Source organism: Burkholderia orbicola (assembly GCF_900100915.1).
Lineage (GTDB): Bacteria > Pseudomonadota > Gammaproteobacteria > Burkholderiales > Burkholderiaceae > Burkholderia > Burkholderia orbicola.
In genome coordinates this window covers 401,155-418,103 of the sequence record NZ_FNKW01000003.1, presented here as the reverse complement: position 1 = coordinate 418,103, position 16,949 = coordinate 401,155, and the positions used below count along the sequence as shown (strand labels likewise).

Here is a 16,949-nt window from a genome sequence, read left to right as displayed (position 1 = left end):
ATTCCTTCCGACCCGATACTGGAGTGATCGATGGAAACCGAAACCATCCATGAAGCGGTCACGCTCGCCGAGCGCGCGTACCGCATCCGAAGAAACGCCGTGCTGATGGGCGAAGTGCAGGGGCAGGGCTATGTCGGCCAGGCGCTCGACATCGCCGACGTGCTGGCCGTCGCCTATTTCGGCGCGATGCGCTATCGCGCCGACGATCCCGACTGGGAAGGGCGCGACCGCTTCCTGCTGTCGAACGGGCACTATGCGATCGCGCTGTACGCGGCGCTGTTCGAAGCCGGCATCCTGCCGGCCGCGGAACTCGAAACCTATGGCAGCGACGACAGCCGCTTGCCGATGTCCGGCATGGCGAGCTACACGCCCGGCATGGAAATGTCCGGCGGCTCGCTCGGGCAGGGGCTGACGATCGCGGTCGGCCGGTGTCTCGGCCTGAAGCGCAAGGGCTCCGATGCGTTCGTCTATACGCTGTTCTCGGACGGCGAACTCGACGAAGGCGCGATCTGGGAAGGGCTGATGTCGGCCGCGCACTGGAAGCTCGACAACCTGATCGCGATCGTCGACGTGAACAACCAGCAGGCCGACGGCCCGTCGACCCAGGTCATGGCGTTCGAGCCGCTGGTCGACAAGCTCGAGGCGTTCGGCTGGTACGTGCAACGGGTGGACGGCAACGACATCGACGCGGTGAAACGTGCGTTCGACGATGCGCGCCGGCACGACGCGCCGCAGCCGCGCATCATCGTCTGCGACACGAAGATGGGGTGCGGCGTGCCGTTCCTCGAAGCACGCGAGAAGAGCCATTTCATCCGGGTCGATGCGCACGAGTGGCAACTCGCGCTCGACGCACTCGAAGCAGGGAGACACGCATGAGCACCGCCGACAACAAGCCGCGCCTGAAGACGTCGGCGATGATCGCCTCGATCGCCGCGGAAGGGCAGGCGACCCGCTCCGCGCCGTTCGGCCATGCGCTGACCGAACTCGCGCGCACCAACGCCAACGTGATCGGCATGACGGCCGATCTCGGCAAGTACACCGACCTGCACATCTTCGCGAAGGCGTTCCCGGAGCGGTACTACCAGATGGGCATGGCCGAGCAACTGCTGATGGGAGCCGCCGCCGGCTTCGCGCACGAAGGCGCGCAGCCGTTCGTCACGACCTATGCGGTGTTTGCGACGCGCCGCGCGTACGACTTCATTCACCAGGCGATCGCCGAGGACAACCTCGACGTGAAGCTGATCTGCGCATTGCCGGGGCTCACGACCGGCTACGGGCCGAGCCACCAGGCCGCCGAGGATCTCGCGCTGATGCGTGCGATGCCGAACATGACGGTGATCGACCCGTGCGACGCGCTCGACATCGAACAGATGGTGCCAGCCATCGCCGCGCACAAGGGGCCGGTGTACGCGCGTCTGCTGCGCGGCAACGTGCCGGCCGTGCTCGACGCATACGATTACCGTTTCGAGCTCGGCAAGGCCAAGCTGCTGCGCGACGGCAACGACGTGCTGCTGATCTCGTCCGGGATCATGACGATGCGTGCGCTCGAGGTGGCGAAGGCGCTCGAAGCCGATCGGGTCGATGTCGCCGTGCTGCATGTGCCGACGATCAAGCCGCTCGATACGGCGACCCTCGTCCGCGAGGCCGCGCGGAAAGGGCGCATGGTCGTCGTCGCGGAGAACCATACGGTGATCGGCGGGCTCGGCGAAGCGGTCGCGACCGCGTTGCTCGGGGCCGGGGTGACGGTGCCGTTCCGGCAGATCGCGCTGCCGGACGCGTACCTCGCCGCGGGCGCGCTGCCGACGTTGCATGAGCGCTACGGGATCTCGGCTGGCGCGATGCGCGCGAATATCCGGTCGTGGCTCGGGTGACGATCACCGGGCCGTCGAATACCGGTGCGTGGCGGGTTGCGCGTCGGTGATCGACCCGGCTGCCCGCGCGCGGCGAGCCCATTCGCCTGGCGTGGCTGCCGGGCCGTCACCGATCGCAAGCGCGATACAAGTCACGCTTGCCGTCGTGCGCGCGGTACGTCGCCCGAATCGCGGCGCGGCCCGGTGCGATTTCGTCTCACGTACCGGTCCGACACGACGGCCCGTCGCTGAATCCACGCGAGCGCGAGTTCGAGCGCCTGGTCGCTGGCTTCGCGGGTATCGGCGAAGTCGCCGTCGACGCCGAGCGTCCGGGTTTCACCGTCGCGATCCGTGAGGATCGCCGCCGCCGAGTAGCGGCCCGTTTCCGTGTCGGTCACCACGGCCCGGACCGTATATCCACCATGTTCGATCGTCCTGTTGGTATGCATCGGATGCCTCCTGCAGGGAAATGCGACAGGTGTCACCACGCGCTGGCGCCGCCGCGCAAGCGGAGCGCCAGCCCTTCACGCCGCAAGCGTGAGCGCGGGATGCCCGCGCCTGGCGTACGAAGCGGCGCGGATCGCGCCGGGTGGATGACACGCACCCGGCGCCGCCACTCACCCCGCCATCACCTGAATCCGCCGCGGCTTCGCTTCTTCACGCCGCGGGATACTCAGTTTCAGCACGCCGTCGCGCAGTTGCGCGTCGATGCGCGACACGTCGAAATCCGGGCTGAGCGTGAAGGCGCGCGAGAAGTGCGGATGCTGCACTTCGCCGTGCTGCAGACGCAGGCCCGGTGGCGTCGGAATGACGGCCTCCGCTTCGATCGCGAGGCTGCCGTCGTGCACGCGGACGTCGAGCTTGTCGCGCGGCACGCCCGGCAGGTCCGCGTACAGCGTGATGCCGTGCGCATCCTCGACGATGTCGACGGCGGGCGCAATCCGCGTGCGCGGCGTGTCGCGCTGAGCCGCTTCGCGGTTCGTCACGGCCGTTCGCGTCTCGGCCGGGCGGGTGGTCAGTTCGGTCGTGTTCGTGTCACTCATGATGTCCTCCGTCATGCGTTCGTGACGTCGTACTGTTTACTGGACGGTAATCGCCCGCGGCTTCGAGGCTTCCGACTTGCCGACGCTGATCGTCAGGCAGCCGTTCGCATAGCGGGCCTCGATCTTGTCGGGGTCCGCATGCTGCGGTAGCTCGACCACGCGGCGGAACGCGCCCATGAAACGCTCGTTCGCGTAGATGCGCCGCTCGTCGTCGGTCGCGCCGTCGTCCGGGGGTGTGCGCTCGCCGCTGATCGTCAGCAGCCGGCGATCGACGGAGATGTCGATCTTCGCGGGGTCGAGACCCGGCGCGAACGCGACGATCTCGATCGTGTCGTCGGTGCTGCCGATATTGACCGGTGGGAACGTACCGGGGCGCGGCGCGCGCAGACTGGCCGGAAAGCCCGTGAACGCGCTGGCCATCTGCCGTTGCAGGCGGTCGAATTCCGCCAGCAGATCGGTAGGGAAGAAGATATCGCTCATGATTGGCTCCTGTTGCCCCTGTGCGAAGGGACGAACCGGACCACGCGCTCCAGTTCGTCCATCCGCGACAGGGTCGCTGACTAACAAATCGAAACACGCAGCGCGTCAACCGCGACTGCCTTGAGCGATACCTAAAATAGGATACGTCGAGTGAATTTCAAGGGGGGAGGGCGACGGCATTCTGTCGATACGTGCGGGTGCCCTGTAGGAGATTCATCGTCGGGGCGTCGGCATGATCGGCGTCGCGATGGCGGGGGCCGACATGTCCGGCGCTGCGCGGATCAAAGCACGGCGATAGAAGGCGGAATTTGCAACGGCACGCTGGAAAAGACGCGGCGGCGTACCTGCGCCGTCGCGTCGCGTCCATCGGTTCAGCGCGACGGCCCGGACGGCGGCTTCACTTCGGACAAGTCGTCCTCGCGAACCTCGGCCTGACGCACCGTGGTGCCGTCGTCGCCGGTTTCAGAAATATCGGTTTCGAAGGTCTGCTGCCCATCGTCGCGTTTCTCCGCGGGCTTCTCGTTACCTGTCTGCTTGTCTGCCTGTGGCTGTTGACGTGTCATCTTGCTCTCCTTGGTCGCAACCTGGGATGTTGCGCACGTTGCAGGTGAGCAAGGCGCGGGCCGCGCGAAGCTTTCAAACAGAAAGGTTCGCGCGATACCGTCAGCAACCACGGCTTGGCGATTGACCTCGACGAGGGCCGCCGCCTATAGATACCAATCCAGCGTCTTCACGATTCCCGTTTCGAAGCTCTCCGCCGGCCGCCATTGCAACTCGCGAGCGAGTTTCCCCGCATCGATCGCATAGCGCCGGTCGTGACCGGCGCGATCGGTGACGAACCGGACGAGCCGCGCATGCGGCGCGTGTTCGGGCCGTCGCGCGTCGAGCAGCGTACAGATCAGCGCGACGATGTCGACGTTGCGCCATTCGTTGCAGCCGCCGACGGTGTAGGTTTCGCCGATCGTCCCGCGCCGGATGACCGCATCGATCGCGCGGCAATGGTCGTCGACGTACAGCCAGTCGCGCACGTTCGCGCCGTCGCCGTACACGGGGATGTCGGTGCCTTCGACGCAATGACGGATCACGGTCGGAATGAACTTTTCGCCGTGCTGGCGCGGCCCGTAATTGTTCGAGCAGTTCGTCGTGGTGACGGGCAAGCCGTACGTATGGAAATACGCTCGCACGAGGTGATCCGAGCTTGCCTTGGTGGCCGAGTACGGAGAATTCGGCGCATAGGGCGTCGTTTCGGAAAACGGCGGGTCGTCGGGGCCCAGCGAACCGTACACCTCGTCGGTACCGATATGGTGAAAGCGGCGGCGCGCGAGGGCGTCGGCCCGGCCGAGTTTCTGATCGTTCAGCCAGATCTGGCGGCACGCATCGAGCAGCGTCCACGTGCCGAGCACGTTCGTGCGGACGAATTCGCCTGGACCGTCGATCGAGCGGTCGACGTGGCTTTCGGCCGCGAAGTGGACGACGGTATCGATCGCATGGTCGCGCAGCAGCGACTCGACGAGCGGTCGGTCGCAGATGTCGCCGAGGACGAACCGATGACGACCGGCGCCCGGCAGGTCGTCGCCGAGATTGTCGAGGCTGCCCGCGTAGGTCAGCAGATCCAGCGTGGTGACGCTGACCTGCGGGTCGCTGTCGAGCAGATGACGCACAAAATTGGCGCCGATGAAACCGGCGCCGCCCGTCACGAGAACATGTTTCGGTCGATAGCTCATGGGTTTCGCTTCCAGGTGGCAAACACGTCGGTGAGACCCGCGATCCACGAAGGCGATTCGACCCCGAAGTGTTCTCGCAGGAGGCTGCAGTCGAGCGCGGAATTCGCCGGTCTCGGCGCAGGCAACGGATAGGCGTCGGTCCGGATCGGCCGGACGAACGGCACGCGGTCGATCAGGCCGGTGCGCCGCGCCTCGGTGAAGATCGTTTCGGCGAAGCCGTGCCACGTGGTCACGGGCGTGCCGCACAGGTGATAGGTGCCCCAGCGCAGCGCTTCACCGGCCCGGTAGCGCGCCGCGATCGTCAGCAGCGCGTCGGCGATCCCGCCGGCATGCGTCGGGCCGCCGTACTGATCGGCGACGACGCCGACGACCTCGCGCTCGCGCGCCAGGCGCAGCATGGTGCGCACGAAATTGCTGCCGTGCGCGCCGAATACCCAGGCGACGCGCAGAATCAGATGACGGTCGGGCAACCGCTCGCGCACCGCGTCCTCGCCCGCGAGCTTGCTGCGGCCGTACACGCCGAGCGGCGCGACGGCGGCGGTTTCCGCGTACGGGCCGGGCAGGCGGCCGTCGAACACATAGTCGGTCGACAGATGGATCAGTGGAATGCCGCGCGCGGCGCACGCGTCGGCCAACACGGCCGGGCCGTCGCGGTTCGCCCGCCACGCGGCATCGGGCTCGGCCTCCGCGCGGTCGACGGCGGTCCATCCGGCGGCATTGATCACGAGCGTGGCGCGATGTTCGTCGAGCGCGCGGCGCACCGCGTCTGCGTCGGCGATGTCGAGCGCGGCGCGCGACAGCCCGACGAGCGGCTGCTCGCCCGCGCGCAGCACGAGTTCGCGGCCCACCTGGCCGAGCGCGCCGGTCACGACGATCGTCATCGCGCGCTCCCGTAGGCCGGCAGCATCCCCGGCGCACCGGCGGCGAGTTCGGCGAGCGGCGGCTGCCGACGATCCTTGTCCGACAACTGATACGGCGCGCCGGGATCGGGCCAATCGATGCCGATCGCCGGATCGTCCCAGCGCACGCCCGCATCCGAATCGGGATCGTAGTACTGCGTGCACTTGTACGCGAAATCGGCCTCGTCGGACAACACGCAGAAGCCGTGCGCGAAACCGGGCGGAATCCATAGCATCCGGTGCGATACGTCGTCGAGCAGCGCGCCGAACCAGCGGCCGAAGGACGGCGAGCCGCGCCGGATGTCGACGGCGACGTCGTAGACCGCGCCGCGCGCCGCGTGCACCAATTTGCCTTGCGGATTCACCCGCTGGTAGTGCAGCCCGCGCAGCACGCCGCGCCGCGAGCGCGACTGGTTGTCCTGCACGAAGGTGGCGTCGACGCCGGCGTCGCGCAGCCAGCTTGCCCGGAAGCTTTCGACGAAAAAGCCGCGCGCATCGCCGAACACGCCGGGCTCGATCACCAGCACGCCCGGCAATGGCGTCTCGATCACCCGTGTCATGCCGCGACCTCCTTGCTCAGCAGATCGAGCAGATAGCGGCCGTAACCGCTTTTCGCGAGCTTGTGCGCGAGCGTTTCGAGCTGCTCCGCATCGATCCAGCCGAGCCGGTACGCGATTTCCTCCGGACACGCGATCTGCAGACCCTGCCGCGCCTGCATCACCTGGATGAAATTGGCCGCGTCGAGCAGCGATTCGTGCGTGCCGGTGTCGAGCCATGCGTAGCCGCGCCCGAGTAGCTCGACGTTCAGCGCGCCGCGCGCGAGATACGCGAGGTTCAGGTCGGTGATTTCCAGCTCGCCGCGCGCGGACGGTCGCACGGCCTTCGCCAGTTCGACGACGTCGTTGTCGTAGAAATAGAGGCCGGTGACCGCGTAGTTCGACTTCGGCTCGCGCGGTTTCTCCTCGAGGTCGATCGCGCGGCCATCCGCATCGAACGACACGACGCCGTAGCGCTCCGGATCGCGCACGTAGTAGCCGAACACGGTCGCGCCGGCGGTCCGTGCGGCGGCTTGCTGCAGCAGCGACGACAGCGCGGGCCCGTGATAGATGTTGTCGCCGAGCACGAGCGTCGCCGCGTCGCGACCGATGAACGGCGCGCCGATCACGAACGCCTGGGCGAGACCGTCGGGGCTCGGCTGCACCGCATACGAAAAGCTCATGCCCCACTGGCTGCCGTCGCCGAGCAGTTGCTGGAACGCGTCGAGATCGCGCGGCGTCGAGATGATCAGCACGTCGCGGATGCCCGACAGCATGATCGTGCTGAGCGGGTAATAGATCATCGGTTTGTCGTACACCGGCATCAATTGCTTCGATACCGAATGCGTGAGCGGATGGAGCCGGGTGCCCGAGCCGCCCGCCAGAATCAGTCCTTTACGGCCAATCGCTGTTTGCATGAGGTCCCTCGCTGCAAGAGGAAAAATGCGTGCGTGATACGCGGAATACACCGAATGCGCTGATCGCGCCCGATTGCGCCCGATTGCCGGCGATACCCGTGCGCGCCCGGCTACGACTGCTCGGCGGGCCCGGCGTGAATCGCACGAAACACGATCGCGAAGCCGAGCGCGTACAGCGCGGCGATCACCGCGAAGCCGACGGCCGTCGCGCGGTCCGGATCGTCGACCACGTGCAGGATCACCGACGCGATCGCGATGCCGACGAGCGAGCCGATCTGCCGGCTCGCGTTCAGCGACGCGGCGGCGAGATTCGCATCCGCCGCATCGGCCGACTGCATCACGACGAGATTCATCGCCGGAATGGCCTGACCGGCGCCGAAGTTGGCGAGGCCGACCGCCAGCGCCAGCACCGGATACGGCATCGCCGCGACGCCGACGAGCGCCACGCTGCCGAGCGCGGCGAGCGCGAGCCCGGTGAGCAGCGTGCGGCGCGCGCCGAGCCGGGCGCTGACCTTCGCGGACGCGAGATTGCCGATGCCGAACATCGCCATCAGCGGAAACAGCTCGAATCCGGCGACGAGTGCGCTCGCGCCGCGGACGTTCTGCAAATAGAGGCTCAACAAGAAGATCTCGGCGAGAATGCCGAAGTTGATCGCGAGGCCCAGCGTGCTGCCCGCGACGAAGCGCCGGTTCGCGAGCAGCGCCGGCGACAGGATGCGCGAGGTCGCGTAGCGCTCGCGCAATGCGAATGCCGCGGTGGCGGCCAGCGTCGCGGCCACGCCGGCGAGGATCGACGGCGAGCGCCAGCCGGCGCTGGGCCCTTCGATCAGCGTGAAGCTCAGCGCGGCGAGCGCGAGTGCACCGAACAGATGGCCGAGCGCGTTCAACGGGCCCGGATGACGCGGCGCCCGCGCGATATGCCGGTACGTGAGCCACAGGCCGGCCGCCCCGACCGGCAGGTTCACCCAGAAGATGCCGCGCCAGCCGATCGCGTCGACCAGCACGCCGCCGACGCAAGGGCCGAGCGCCATCGCGGCCGACACCAGCGCGCCCCAGATGCCGATCATCCGCGTGCGCATCGGCCCCGGCGGGAACGCGAGCGTGAGCAGGCTCAGCGAACTCGGCATGAAGAGCGCCGCGCCGACACCCTGGGCGAGGCGCGCCGCGACCAGGGCGCCGCTGGACTGCGCGGCCGCGCACAGCACCGACGCGCCGACGAACAGCGCGAGCCCCGCGACGTAGACGGCTTTCGACCCGTAGCGGTTCGCGAGCGCGCCGCCGAGCAGCAGCAGCGCCGCGAAGCTGAGCGTGTACGCATCGACGACCCACACCAGCGCGGTCAGCGACATCGACAGGCTGGTTTCCATCGCCTTCAGTGCGACGTTGACGATCGTCACATCGAGCATGGCCATCACGAAGCCGCACGCGAGCGCGACCATCACGAGCACCGGGCGCGCCGCCGCGGAGGCGTATGCGCCGGCGGCCGGCGCCGCGCGCCCGCCGTTCATGCGGCCCTCCCGCCGAGGTACAGGCGCCGCATCTCGTCGCTGTCGAGCAACTCGGCAGCGGAGCCTTCGAGCGCGACGCGCCCCATCGTCAGCACGATGCCGCGATCCGCGATGCGCAGCGCCTCGATCGCATTCTGCTCGACCATCAGCACGGCGATATGCTCGGTGTCGCGCATCCGGACGATCGCGTCGAACACCTCGTCGACCATCTTCGGCGACAGGCCCGCCGACGGCTCGTCGAGCAGCAGCAACACCGGGCGCGGCATCAGCGCGCGGGCGAGCGACACGATCTGCCGCTCGCCGCCGGACAACGCGCCGGCCAGCGACCGGTGGCGACGCCGCAGCACCGGGTACTGTTCGCACAGCTCGTCGATGCGTGCCTCGCGCGGAAACGCCGACATCGACTGGCCGCCGAGTATCAGGTTCTCCCGCACGGTCAGCGACGCGAACACGTTGTCGGTCTGCGGCACGAAGCCGATGCCGTATTCGCGGATCTTGCGATGGACCGGCACGCGCGCCACGTCCGTGCCCTGGATCGTCACGCTGCCGGCGCGCGGCAGCACGAAGCCCGCGATCGCCTTCAGCAGCGTCGATTTCCCGCAGCCGTTCGGGCCGAGGATCGTCACGATGTCGATGGCGCCGACCGTGAGCGACACACCGTGCAGGATGTCGACTTCGGGCGTGTAGCCGGCGACGAGTTCGCGCACGTCGATCATGACGCCTCCAGCGGGCGAGGGGCGGCATGGGCGCGCCCGAGATACGCATCGAGTACGCGACGGTTGCGCTCCAGCTCGGCCGGGCGGCAGTTCGCGATCGTCACGCCGCGGTCCAGCACGACACAGCGGTCGCACAGCTCGCGAATGAAATGCATGTCGTGCTCGATGACGACCAGCGTGACGCCCTGTTCGCGAATCCGTTGCAGCGCGTCGATCAATTCGCCGCGCAGGTTCGGGTGCACGCCGGCGGTCGGCTCGTCGAGCAGCAGCAGCTTGGGCTCGGTCATCATCGCGCACGCGATGCCCAGCAGCTTCTTCTGGCCGCCGGAGATCGACGCGGCGGAAAGGTGCGCGACGCCCGAGAGTTTCAGCTCGTCCAGCAGCGCGGCGGCGCGCGTACGGGTATCGGCATCGAGCGCGCGCGTCGCCCGGCCGCGCCAGAGGGCGGCGGCGATGCCGTGGCGCGCGGACGAAGCCGCCATCGCGAGTTCGAGCACCGACATGCGCGCGGGCATCGACGGCAACTGGAACGTGCGGCGCACCCCCAGCCGGGCGATCCGGTGCGGCGTCAGCGCGTCGATACGCTGGCCGTCGAAGCGGATCGCGCCCGCCGCGAGCGGCGCGAAGCCGGTGATCGCGTTGAGCGCGGTGCTCTTGCCGGAGCCGTTCGGGCCGAGCAGTCCGACGATCTCGCCGCCGTCGACCGACAGCGTGACGCCGGACAGGACGACGTTCTCGCCGTAGCGGATCGTCACGCCGTCTAGATCGAGCAGCGCGCTCATGGCCGCACCTCCAGGCGCTCCGGCACGAGCCCGTGCGGGCGCCAGAGCACGCACGCGAGCAGCATCAGGCCGACGAGGCCCAGCCGCACCGCGCCGGTCAGGTCGCTGCCGACCCCGAGCCAGTCCTTGAGAAACGGCGCCAGCGCGTAGACGGCCTGCACGATCAGCGTGCCGACCAGCACGCCCACGTGGCTGCCGAGGCCGCCGACCATCACGACGGTCCAGAGCGCGAAGGTCTCGGACGCGATCATCGCGTCCGGCCCAACATAGCCGATGTACCACGCGGCGAGCGCTCCGGCCAGCGCGGCGGGGAGCGCCCCCGCGATGCTCGCACGCGTCTTCAGCGCGAGCGGATCGTAGCCGAAGCAGACGGCGAGCGCGGGTTCTTCGCGCATCACCTTCAGCGCCCGGCCGAAGCGGCTCGCGGTCAGGCGCCGGTAGGTCGCGTAGGTGAGCGCGAGGCAGCCGGCCGTGACCGCGAGAAAGGCGAGGTCGGCCCACGGCGCCCGCAGCCCGGGGAACAGCGGCGCGATGCCGCCGATGCCTTGCGCGCCGCCGGTCAGCCAGCTTTCGTTGAGTGCGATCGTGCGCAGGATCTCGGCGATCGCGAGCGTCGCGATCCCCCAGTAGTCGGCGGAGAGCTGTCGCCCGAGCCGCGCGACGACGATCGCCAGCGCACCCGCGGCGGCCAGCGCGAGCGCCAGCGCCGAAGGCAACGGCCAGCCGAGCTGCGACGCGATGCCGGCCGCGTACGCGCCGAGCCCGCTGAACGCAATGAAGCCGAAATTGACGAGCCCCGCATAGCCGGCCTGCAGGTTCAGCCCGAGCGCCATCGTCGCGTACAGGCAGCCGACGGTCAGCAGATGGATGACGAAGCTAGACACGTCGTACCTCCCGATCGAAGATGCCGTAGGGCCGGAAGATCAGGGCGACGAGCAGGATCGCGAACGACACCGCGCCGACGTACTCGACCGGAAAGAACTGCATCGGCCGGTCGACGAGCCCGCCGAAGTCGACGTTCAACGCGACGGTTTCGGCCACCGCGATCAGCAGCGCGCCGGCTGCCGCACCGAGCGGATTGCCGAGGCCGCCCAGGATCGCCGCGGAAAACACCGGGATTAGCAGCCCGTAGCCGAGATTCACGTGCACGCTCTCGGTGGCGCCGAGCATCGTGCCGCCGAGCGCCGCCAGCACGCCGCTCGCGAACGTGATCACGTTGGTCACGCGGGTCGCGTCGATGCCGGTCGCGAGCGCCAGTGCGCGATTCGACGCGAGCGCGCGCATCGCCCGGCCGAGGCCGGTGCGGTACAGCAGTGCCGCGAATATCGCGAGCGCGCCGGCGCCGCATGCGATCGAGCCCAACTGCGGCACGGACAGCGCGACGCCGGCGATCACCATCGGCGGATGCACGTCCCGCGCATACTGCTGCGGCCGCGAGCCGGCGATACCCAGCACCAGCGCGACCGCGAGCATCGAGATCGCGAGCGAGCCGATCATCGCCACCGCGCTGCCGGAGCGCAGCAGTCTCGCGAACACGAACAGGTTCAGCAGCGTCGCGGCCGTGCCGATCAGCACGCAGGACACGACCGTCGCGAGTGCGAACGGCATCCCTGCGCGCTCCAGCCAGAGCGTCGCAAATGCGCCGAGCATCGCGTACTGGACATGCGCGATGTTCGGAAAGCGGATCAGCGAATAGAGCGTCGACAGGCCGACCGACACCAGCAGCAGATCGGCGGTGCGGATCAATACGTCGACAATGAATGACAGCATGGCGAGGTCCTCGGGTTCATCCAGGCGGGCGGTCGCTCACTGCTGCGCGACGACCGATTGGCGGTAGATCACCTTCTCGTAGGGCTGGACTTCGCGCTGGCCGTCGGCATCGAACGCGATCGCGCCGGTCACGCCGGTATACGACTTGCCCAATGCCGCGAGCGCCGTGCGAATCTTCGCCGGTTCGATGGATTGCGCGCGGCCGATCGCGGCGGCGGACAACAGCGTCGCGTCGTACGCATAGCTGCCGAACGCCGAGCGCGGGGCCTCGTTGTACGCCGCCTGATAGGCGCTCGCATACGCTTTCGCGCCCGCGCCGAGCGCGGCGACCTCGAGGCCGATCTGGCCTTGCGCGATCTGCGCGGGCGTGTCGCTCGTGCACATCGTCAGATAGATGCCGTACCACGGATGCTGGTTGAGCCGCATCTCGAACGCCTGGCGGTTCAGCGTCGCGGCTTCCTGGCCATAGGCGCTGTAGACGTACGCGTCGGGCTGCGCGCGCGACGCCTGCTCCAGCTCGCGGCGATAGGTCGATTGCCCTTCCGTGTAGAGCACCGTCGACACCACCGTGCCGCCGAGCGCCTCGAAACGCTTCCTGAACTCGCCCGCGATGCCCTGGCCGTAGCCGTTGTTCGGTGCGATCAGCGCGATGCGGCGCAGCTTGCGGGCATACACGTCCTGCGCGGCGAAGCGCGCGGACAGGTCATCCAGCCCGATCACGCTGAACGAGCCCGCGCCGATCTTGCGCACTTGCTGACTCGACGAGCCGATGTTGATGTGCACGTCGCCCTGACGCACCAGGAACTGCCCGACCGGAATCGTCACCGACGACGAGAACTCGCCGAGCACGACCGGCACGTGCTCGACGGTCGCGAGCTTGCGCGCGGCGTCGAGCGCGGTATTGGCCGAGCCGCCCGAATCCTCGATGCGCACGGCGAGCTTCTGGCCTAGCACGCCGCCTTTCGCATTGATCTGCGCGACGGCGAGCTCGATGCCGCGGCGCTGGTCTTCGCCGATCGACGCACTCGCGCCGGTCAGCGGCAGCACCGCGCCCACGCTGACGTCGGCCTGTGCAGCGCCCGACGCAACCGCACCGAGCGCGATCCAGATACCGACACTCCACTGACTTGCCTTCATCTTCGTTCTCCCGTCGCATGGTCGGCCGCACGGCTGGCGGCATGGTTTGATATACAGAAGTGTCGACAGAATCACAGATCAAAAATCGTTTGCAAATAAATTTTCGAGTGGCTGTGAAGAATCGTAGAAGCCCTGGGAATGACAGAAAAATCGCCCTGTTTTCATGCATTTATGCACGCATATAAAGATCGCGAATAGCCGTGGTGCACGCGCGCTCCAATGTGGAGCAATCGAGAATATTTCTGAAAAAAGTGTATACAGAGGTGAATTGTGGTGCTTAAATCTGCCCAACTCGACACGGCCTCGGAGGGCAGTCAGATGGTGGAGATCAAGCGATACGGCGTGGGTGAACGGATGAGCCAGCTGGTGGTCGCGGGCGGGCTGGCATTCGTCGCGGGCCAGGTGGCGGACGATACGTCGCTCGACGTGGCCGGACAGACCCGTCAGATTCTCGACAAGATCGACCGGCTGCTCGAAGGCGTGGGGCTCGACAAGCGCCGGATCGTGTCCGCGAGCATCTGGCTGGCCGACTATCGCAGCTTCGCCGAGATGAACGGCGTATGGGACGCGTGGGTGCCGCAGGGCGACGCACCGGCACGCGCGTGCGTCGAATCGAAGCTCGCGTTTCCCCAGTACACGGTCGAGATCGCGGCGATTGCCGCGAGCTAGTACAGGAGAACCGGACGATGAAGACGATCGTGCTCGGCGGCGGCATCGTCGGCGTGACCACTGCATATTTTCTCGCGAAGGCGGGCGACGAGGTGACGGTGATCGAACGTCGCGACGGCGTCGCGCTCGAAACCAGCTTCGCGAATGCGGGGTTGATCGCGCCTGGCCATTCGTATACCTGGGCGTCGCCGCGCGCACCGAAGATCCTCTTCAAGTCGCTGTTCGCCGATGGCCAGGCGCTGCGGCTCAAATGGACGCCCGACTGGCGCATGTGGGCCTGGTGCGCGCTGTTCCTGCAGAACTGCACGGCCGAGCGCTCGCGACGCAACACGTCGATCAAGGTGCGGCTGTGCCGTTATGCGCAGCAGCGGCTTCAGCAGGCGACGCACGACGAACGGCTCGAGTACGACCGGACAAGCGGTGGGCTGTTGTACCTGTATCGCGATCCGGCGTCGTTCGAGCGCGGCGTCGCGAACATGCGGATTCTGACCGACAACGGTCTGCCGCTCGACATCCTGGATGCGCGGGCCACCGTCGAACGCGAGCCGGCACTGCGCCACGCGGCGGCCGGGATCGCGGGTGCGATCCATTGCCCGAGCGACGAGAGCGGCGACGCGCATCTGTTCACCCGTGCGCTCGCCGAGCGCTGCCGTGCGCTCGGCGTCGAATTCCGCTTCGGCACGTCGATCGACGGCGTGCGCGCGAGCGCCGACGCGATCGACTACGTCGAGACGTCGCAGGGCCGCGTGAGCGGCGATCGTTACGTGCTCGCGCTCGGCGCGTATTCGCCGGGCGTCGCGCGCGCGCTCGGCTACCGGTTGCCGATCTATCCGGTCAAGGGGTACTCGGTCACGCTGCCGATCGGCGATACGCACGAGCCGCCGGCGCTCGGCGGCGTCGAGGAGAACCAGCTCGTCGCCTGGGCGCGCTTCGGCGACCGGCTGCGGCTGACCGCGACCGCCGAGTTCAGCGGCTACGACACCACGCATTCGCCGGGCGATTTCGCGCACATGCTCGCGACCGCGCAGGCACTGTTCCCGAACGGCGCCGACTACGCGAAGCCGTCGTACTGGGCCGGGCTGCGGCCGATGACGCCGGAGGGCACGCCGATCATCGGCGCATCCCGGCACCGCAACCTGTTTTTCAACACCGGCCACGGCCATATGGGCTGGACCATGTCGTGCGGCACCGCGAAGATCGTGGCGGACCTGATCCACGGCAAGCGGCCCGATATCGACATCACCGGGATGACCCTGCAATGAGCGAACTTCTCTCTACCCCCCAGACGTCCGATCCGAGCGTCGGCGCCGGTCCGGCGCGCGATGCGTACGCCCGCTTCGATTTCTCGCTCGACGCCGGCATCGCGCGGCGCGCGGCGATCGGCCTCGTCGTGCTGGCGACCGATCATACGATCGAATACGAGTGGCGGCGTCTGCTCGCGATCGATGGCGTCGCGTTCTACGAAAGCCGGATCGCGAATTCGGCCGAGATCACGGCCGAAACGCTCGCGCGGATGGACGGCGGCATCTGCGCGGCGGTCGAGTTGATCCGGCCGGGCGAGCGCCTCGACGTCGTGGCGTTCGGCTGCACGTCGGCGTCGATGGTGCTCGGCGAGGAGCGTGTGTTCGAGCGCATTCGCGAGGCGCGGCCCGGCGTCGCGTGCACCACGCCGATTACCGCGGCACGCGTCGCGCTGACGGCGCTCGGCGCGCGCGGCGTCGCGCTGCTGACGCCATACGAGCGCACGATCAACGATGCGATGGCCGCATACCTGCGCGCGCGCGGCGTCGATATCGTGCGGGTGGGCTCGTTCGAGCACCGCGACGACAACGAGGTCGCCCGGATCGAGCGCGCGTCGATCGAGCACGCGGTGCTGACGCTCGCCGCCGATCCGGCCGTCGATGCGGTATTCGTGTCGTGCACGAGCCTGCGCATCGTCGATGCGCTGGCCGACATCGAAGCCCGGGCGGGAAAACCCGTGCTGTCGAGCAATCACGCGCTCGCATGGCACGCGCTGCGGCTTGCGGGCGTCGATGACCCCGTACCGGGCTTCGGCAGCCTGCTGATGCGCTGATCCATGGCTCGTGCAGGTAAAAAGACGCGCGCGGGCAAATTGCCGATGGATAATGACGCGCGGTGACAACAGGTGGAACCAGGAGACGAGATGTCGACTTCCGTTATGGCTGGCCGGGAGACCGCGGCGCCGATGCGCACGGGCCTCACGGTCAACGAGATTTACGAGCAGTTGAAACAGATGGCCGTGCTGTACGAGATCCGGCCGGGCGAACGGTTCAACGAGCTGGAGCTTGCCGAGCGCTTCAACGTGAGTCGTACGCCGATTCGCGAGGCGCTTAACCGGCTCGTTGCCGAAAATTTGCTGGTGTTCGTGCCGAACCGCGGTTTCTTCATTCGGGAACTGGAGGGGAAGGATGTGTTCGATCTGTTCGAATTGCGTCGCTCGATCGAGACGACCGCGGTGATGCTCGCGTGCGAGCGTGCGTCGGACAACGACATCAAGGCGCTGCGTCGCTTCTGGAAGCAGGTGATGAAGAATGCCGCGCGAATGTCGTCGGCCGAGCTGGTCGTCAAGGACGAACAGTTTCACCTGGAGCTCGCCGCGTTGTCGGGCAATGCCGAGATCGGCCGGGTGCTGCAAGGGATCAATGCGCGGATTCACTACGTGCGCTGGGTCGACGTCGATCAGCGACGCAACGAGGCGTTTACCGAGCATCTCGAGATTCTCGACGCGCTCGCCGAACGCGATGCGGCGCGCTGCACGACGCTGACCGACACGCATATCCGCTGGCGGATGGAAGAGATCACGCGCGTCGTCCAGGCGAGCGTCGTCAAGCTGTACGCAAAATAAGGAAGACCGGCTGCAGTGCGTGCGACGCTCGCGTGCCGCACGCGAACGGGCA

The 16,949-nt window shown here is 67.7% G+C and carries 20 protein-coding genes; 6 read left to right on the top strand and 14 right to left on the bottom strand.

From position 1 onward, the window contains the following. Positions 1-30 precede the first annotated feature (30 nt). Positions 31-876 (top strand): transketolase, encoded by an 846-nt coding sequence (locus BLS50_RS31825; protein ID WP_006481216.1) that lies wholly within the window; start codon positions 31-33, stop codon positions 874-876. Further along, positions 873-1,871, top strand: coding sequence for a transketolase family protein (locus BLS50_RS31820; RefSeq protein ID WP_074807550.1), 999 nt, complete (start codon positions 873-875; stop codon positions 1,869-1,871). Before BLS50_RS31825 ends, BLS50_RS31820 begins: the two co-directional genes overlap by 4 nt. A 131-nt stretch (positions 1,872-2,002) precedes the next feature. On the opposite strand, the gene BLS50_RS31815 is transcribed toward BLS50_RS31820, so the two are convergent. From BLS50_RS31815 to BLS50_RS31750, 14 genes are all read right to left on the bottom strand, one after another. Then, positions 2,003-2,299 carry a hypothetical protein gene (locus BLS50_RS31815; RefSeq protein ID WP_074807547.1) on the bottom strand — a complete coding sequence of 99 codons (297 nt, stop codon included), beginning with the start codon at positions 2,297-2,299 and terminating at the stop codon, positions 2,003-2,005. A gap of 168 nt (positions 2,300-2,467) precedes the next feature. Then, the gene (locus tag BLS50_RS31810; RefSeq protein WP_074808693.1) at positions 2,468-2,893 is read right to left on the bottom strand and encodes an Hsp20/alpha crystallin family protein; all 426 of its coding nucleotides are present in this window, start codon (positions 2,891-2,893) and stop codon (positions 2,468-2,470) included. A 36-nt stretch (positions 2,894-2,929) separates the two neighbouring features. After that, positions 2,930-3,373 (bottom strand): Hsp20/alpha crystallin family protein, encoded by a 444-nt coding sequence (locus BLS50_RS31805; RefSeq protein ID WP_074807544.1) that lies wholly within the window; start codon positions 3,371-3,373, stop codon positions 2,930-2,932. A 371-nt stretch (positions 3,374-3,744) separates the two neighbouring features. Beyond that, positions 3,745-3,936: a hypothetical protein gene (locus BLS50_RS35740; RefSeq protein WP_027810892.1), complete on the bottom strand. Its 192-nt coding sequence runs from the start codon at positions 3,934-3,936 to the stop codon at positions 3,745-3,747. A gap of 144 nt (positions 3,937-4,080) precedes the next feature. Further along, positions 4,081-5,097: a dTDP-glucose 4,6-dehydratase gene (gene rfbB / locus BLS50_RS31795; RefSeq protein WP_074807540.1), complete on the bottom strand. Its 1,017-nt coding sequence runs from the start codon at positions 5,095-5,097 to the stop codon at positions 4,081-4,083. After that, complete coding sequence (gene rfbD / locus BLS50_RS31790; protein ID WP_074807537.1) at positions 5,094-5,978, bottom strand: dTDP-4-dehydrorhamnose reductase; 885 nt, start codon at positions 5,976-5,978, stop codon at positions 5,094-5,096. Before rfbD ends, rfbB begins: the two co-directional genes overlap by 4 nt. Then, on the bottom strand, positions 5,975-6,556 hold the full coding sequence (gene rfbC, locus BLS50_RS31785) for a dTDP-4-dehydrorhamnose 3,5-epimerase (RefSeq protein WP_074807535.1): 582 nt from the start codon (positions 6,554-6,556) through the stop codon (positions 5,975-5,977). Before rfbC ends, rfbD begins: the two co-directional genes overlap by 4 nt. Further along, on the bottom strand, positions 6,553-7,449 hold the full coding sequence (rfbA, locus tag BLS50_RS31780; protein ID WP_027806311.1) for a glucose-1-phosphate thymidylyltransferase RfbA: 897 nt from the start codon (positions 7,447-7,449) through the stop codon (positions 6,553-6,555). The genes rfbC and rfbA overlap by 4 nt, the downstream gene beginning before the upstream one ends. Before the next feature lie 110 nt (positions 7,450-7,559). Continuing rightward, complete coding sequence (locus BLS50_RS31775; RefSeq protein ID WP_074807532.1) at positions 7,560-8,957, bottom strand: MFS transporter; 1,398 nt, start codon at positions 8,955-8,957, stop codon at positions 7,560-7,562. Then, positions 8,954-9,673 (bottom strand): ABC transporter ATP-binding protein, encoded by a 720-nt coding sequence (locus BLS50_RS31770; RefSeq protein WP_074807529.1) that lies wholly within the window; start codon positions 9,671-9,673, stop codon positions 8,954-8,956. Before BLS50_RS31770 ends, BLS50_RS31775 begins: the two co-directional genes overlap by 4 nt. After that, entirely contained in the window at positions 9,670-10,455 is a 786-nt protein-coding gene (locus BLS50_RS31765) for an ABC transporter ATP-binding protein (RefSeq protein WP_074807527.1), read from the bottom strand. The genes BLS50_RS31770 and BLS50_RS31765 overlap by 4 nt, the downstream gene beginning before the upstream one ends. Then, complete coding sequence (locus BLS50_RS31760; RefSeq protein ID WP_011549808.1) at positions 10,452-11,339, bottom strand: branched-chain amino acid ABC transporter permease; 888 nt, start codon at positions 11,337-11,339, stop codon at positions 10,452-10,454. Before BLS50_RS31760 ends, BLS50_RS31765 begins: the two co-directional genes overlap by 4 nt. Beyond that, the gene (locus tag BLS50_RS31755) at positions 11,332-12,225 is read right to left on the bottom strand and encodes a branched-chain amino acid ABC transporter permease (RefSeq protein WP_074807524.1); all 894 of its coding nucleotides are present in this window, start codon (positions 12,223-12,225) and stop codon (positions 11,332-11,334) included. Before BLS50_RS31755 ends, BLS50_RS31760 begins: the two co-directional genes overlap by 8 nt. A gap of 36 nt (positions 12,226-12,261) precedes the next feature. Beyond that, complete coding sequence (locus BLS50_RS31750) at positions 12,262-13,362, bottom strand: ABC transporter substrate-binding protein (RefSeq protein WP_011549807.1); 1,101 nt, start codon at positions 13,360-13,362, stop codon at positions 12,262-12,264. Positions 13,363-13,680: 318 nt separating this feature from the next. Between BLS50_RS31750 and BLS50_RS31745 the strand changes: the two genes are divergently transcribed. The 4 genes from BLS50_RS31745 to BLS50_RS31730 all read left to right on the top strand — a co-directional run bounded on the left by BLS50_RS31745 (position 13,681) and on the right by BLS50_RS31730 (position 16,897). Further along, the gene (locus BLS50_RS31745; RefSeq protein ID WP_027810886.1) at positions 13,681-14,031 is read left to right on the top strand and encodes a RidA family protein; all 351 of its coding nucleotides are present in this window, start codon (positions 13,681-13,683) and stop codon (positions 14,029-14,031) included. 17 nt (positions 14,032-14,048) lie between these two features. Continuing rightward, positions 14,049-15,293, top strand: coding sequence for a D-amino acid dehydrogenase (locus BLS50_RS31740; RefSeq protein ID WP_012336770.1), 1,245 nt, complete (start codon positions 14,049-14,051; stop codon positions 15,291-15,293). Further along, positions 15,290-16,105: a maleate cis-trans isomerase family protein gene (locus tag BLS50_RS31735; RefSeq protein WP_074807519.1), complete on the top strand. Its 816-nt coding sequence runs from the start codon at positions 15,290-15,292 to the stop codon at positions 16,103-16,105. The genes BLS50_RS31740 and BLS50_RS31735 overlap by 4 nt, the downstream gene beginning before the upstream one ends. A 90-nt stretch (positions 16,106-16,195) precedes the next feature. Beyond that, positions 16,196-16,897, top strand: a complete 702-nt coding sequence (locus BLS50_RS31730) for a GntR family transcriptional regulator (protein ID WP_074807516.1) — start codon at positions 16,196-16,198, stop codon at positions 16,895-16,897. The last annotated feature ends 52 nt before the right edge of the window (positions 16,898-16,949 follow it).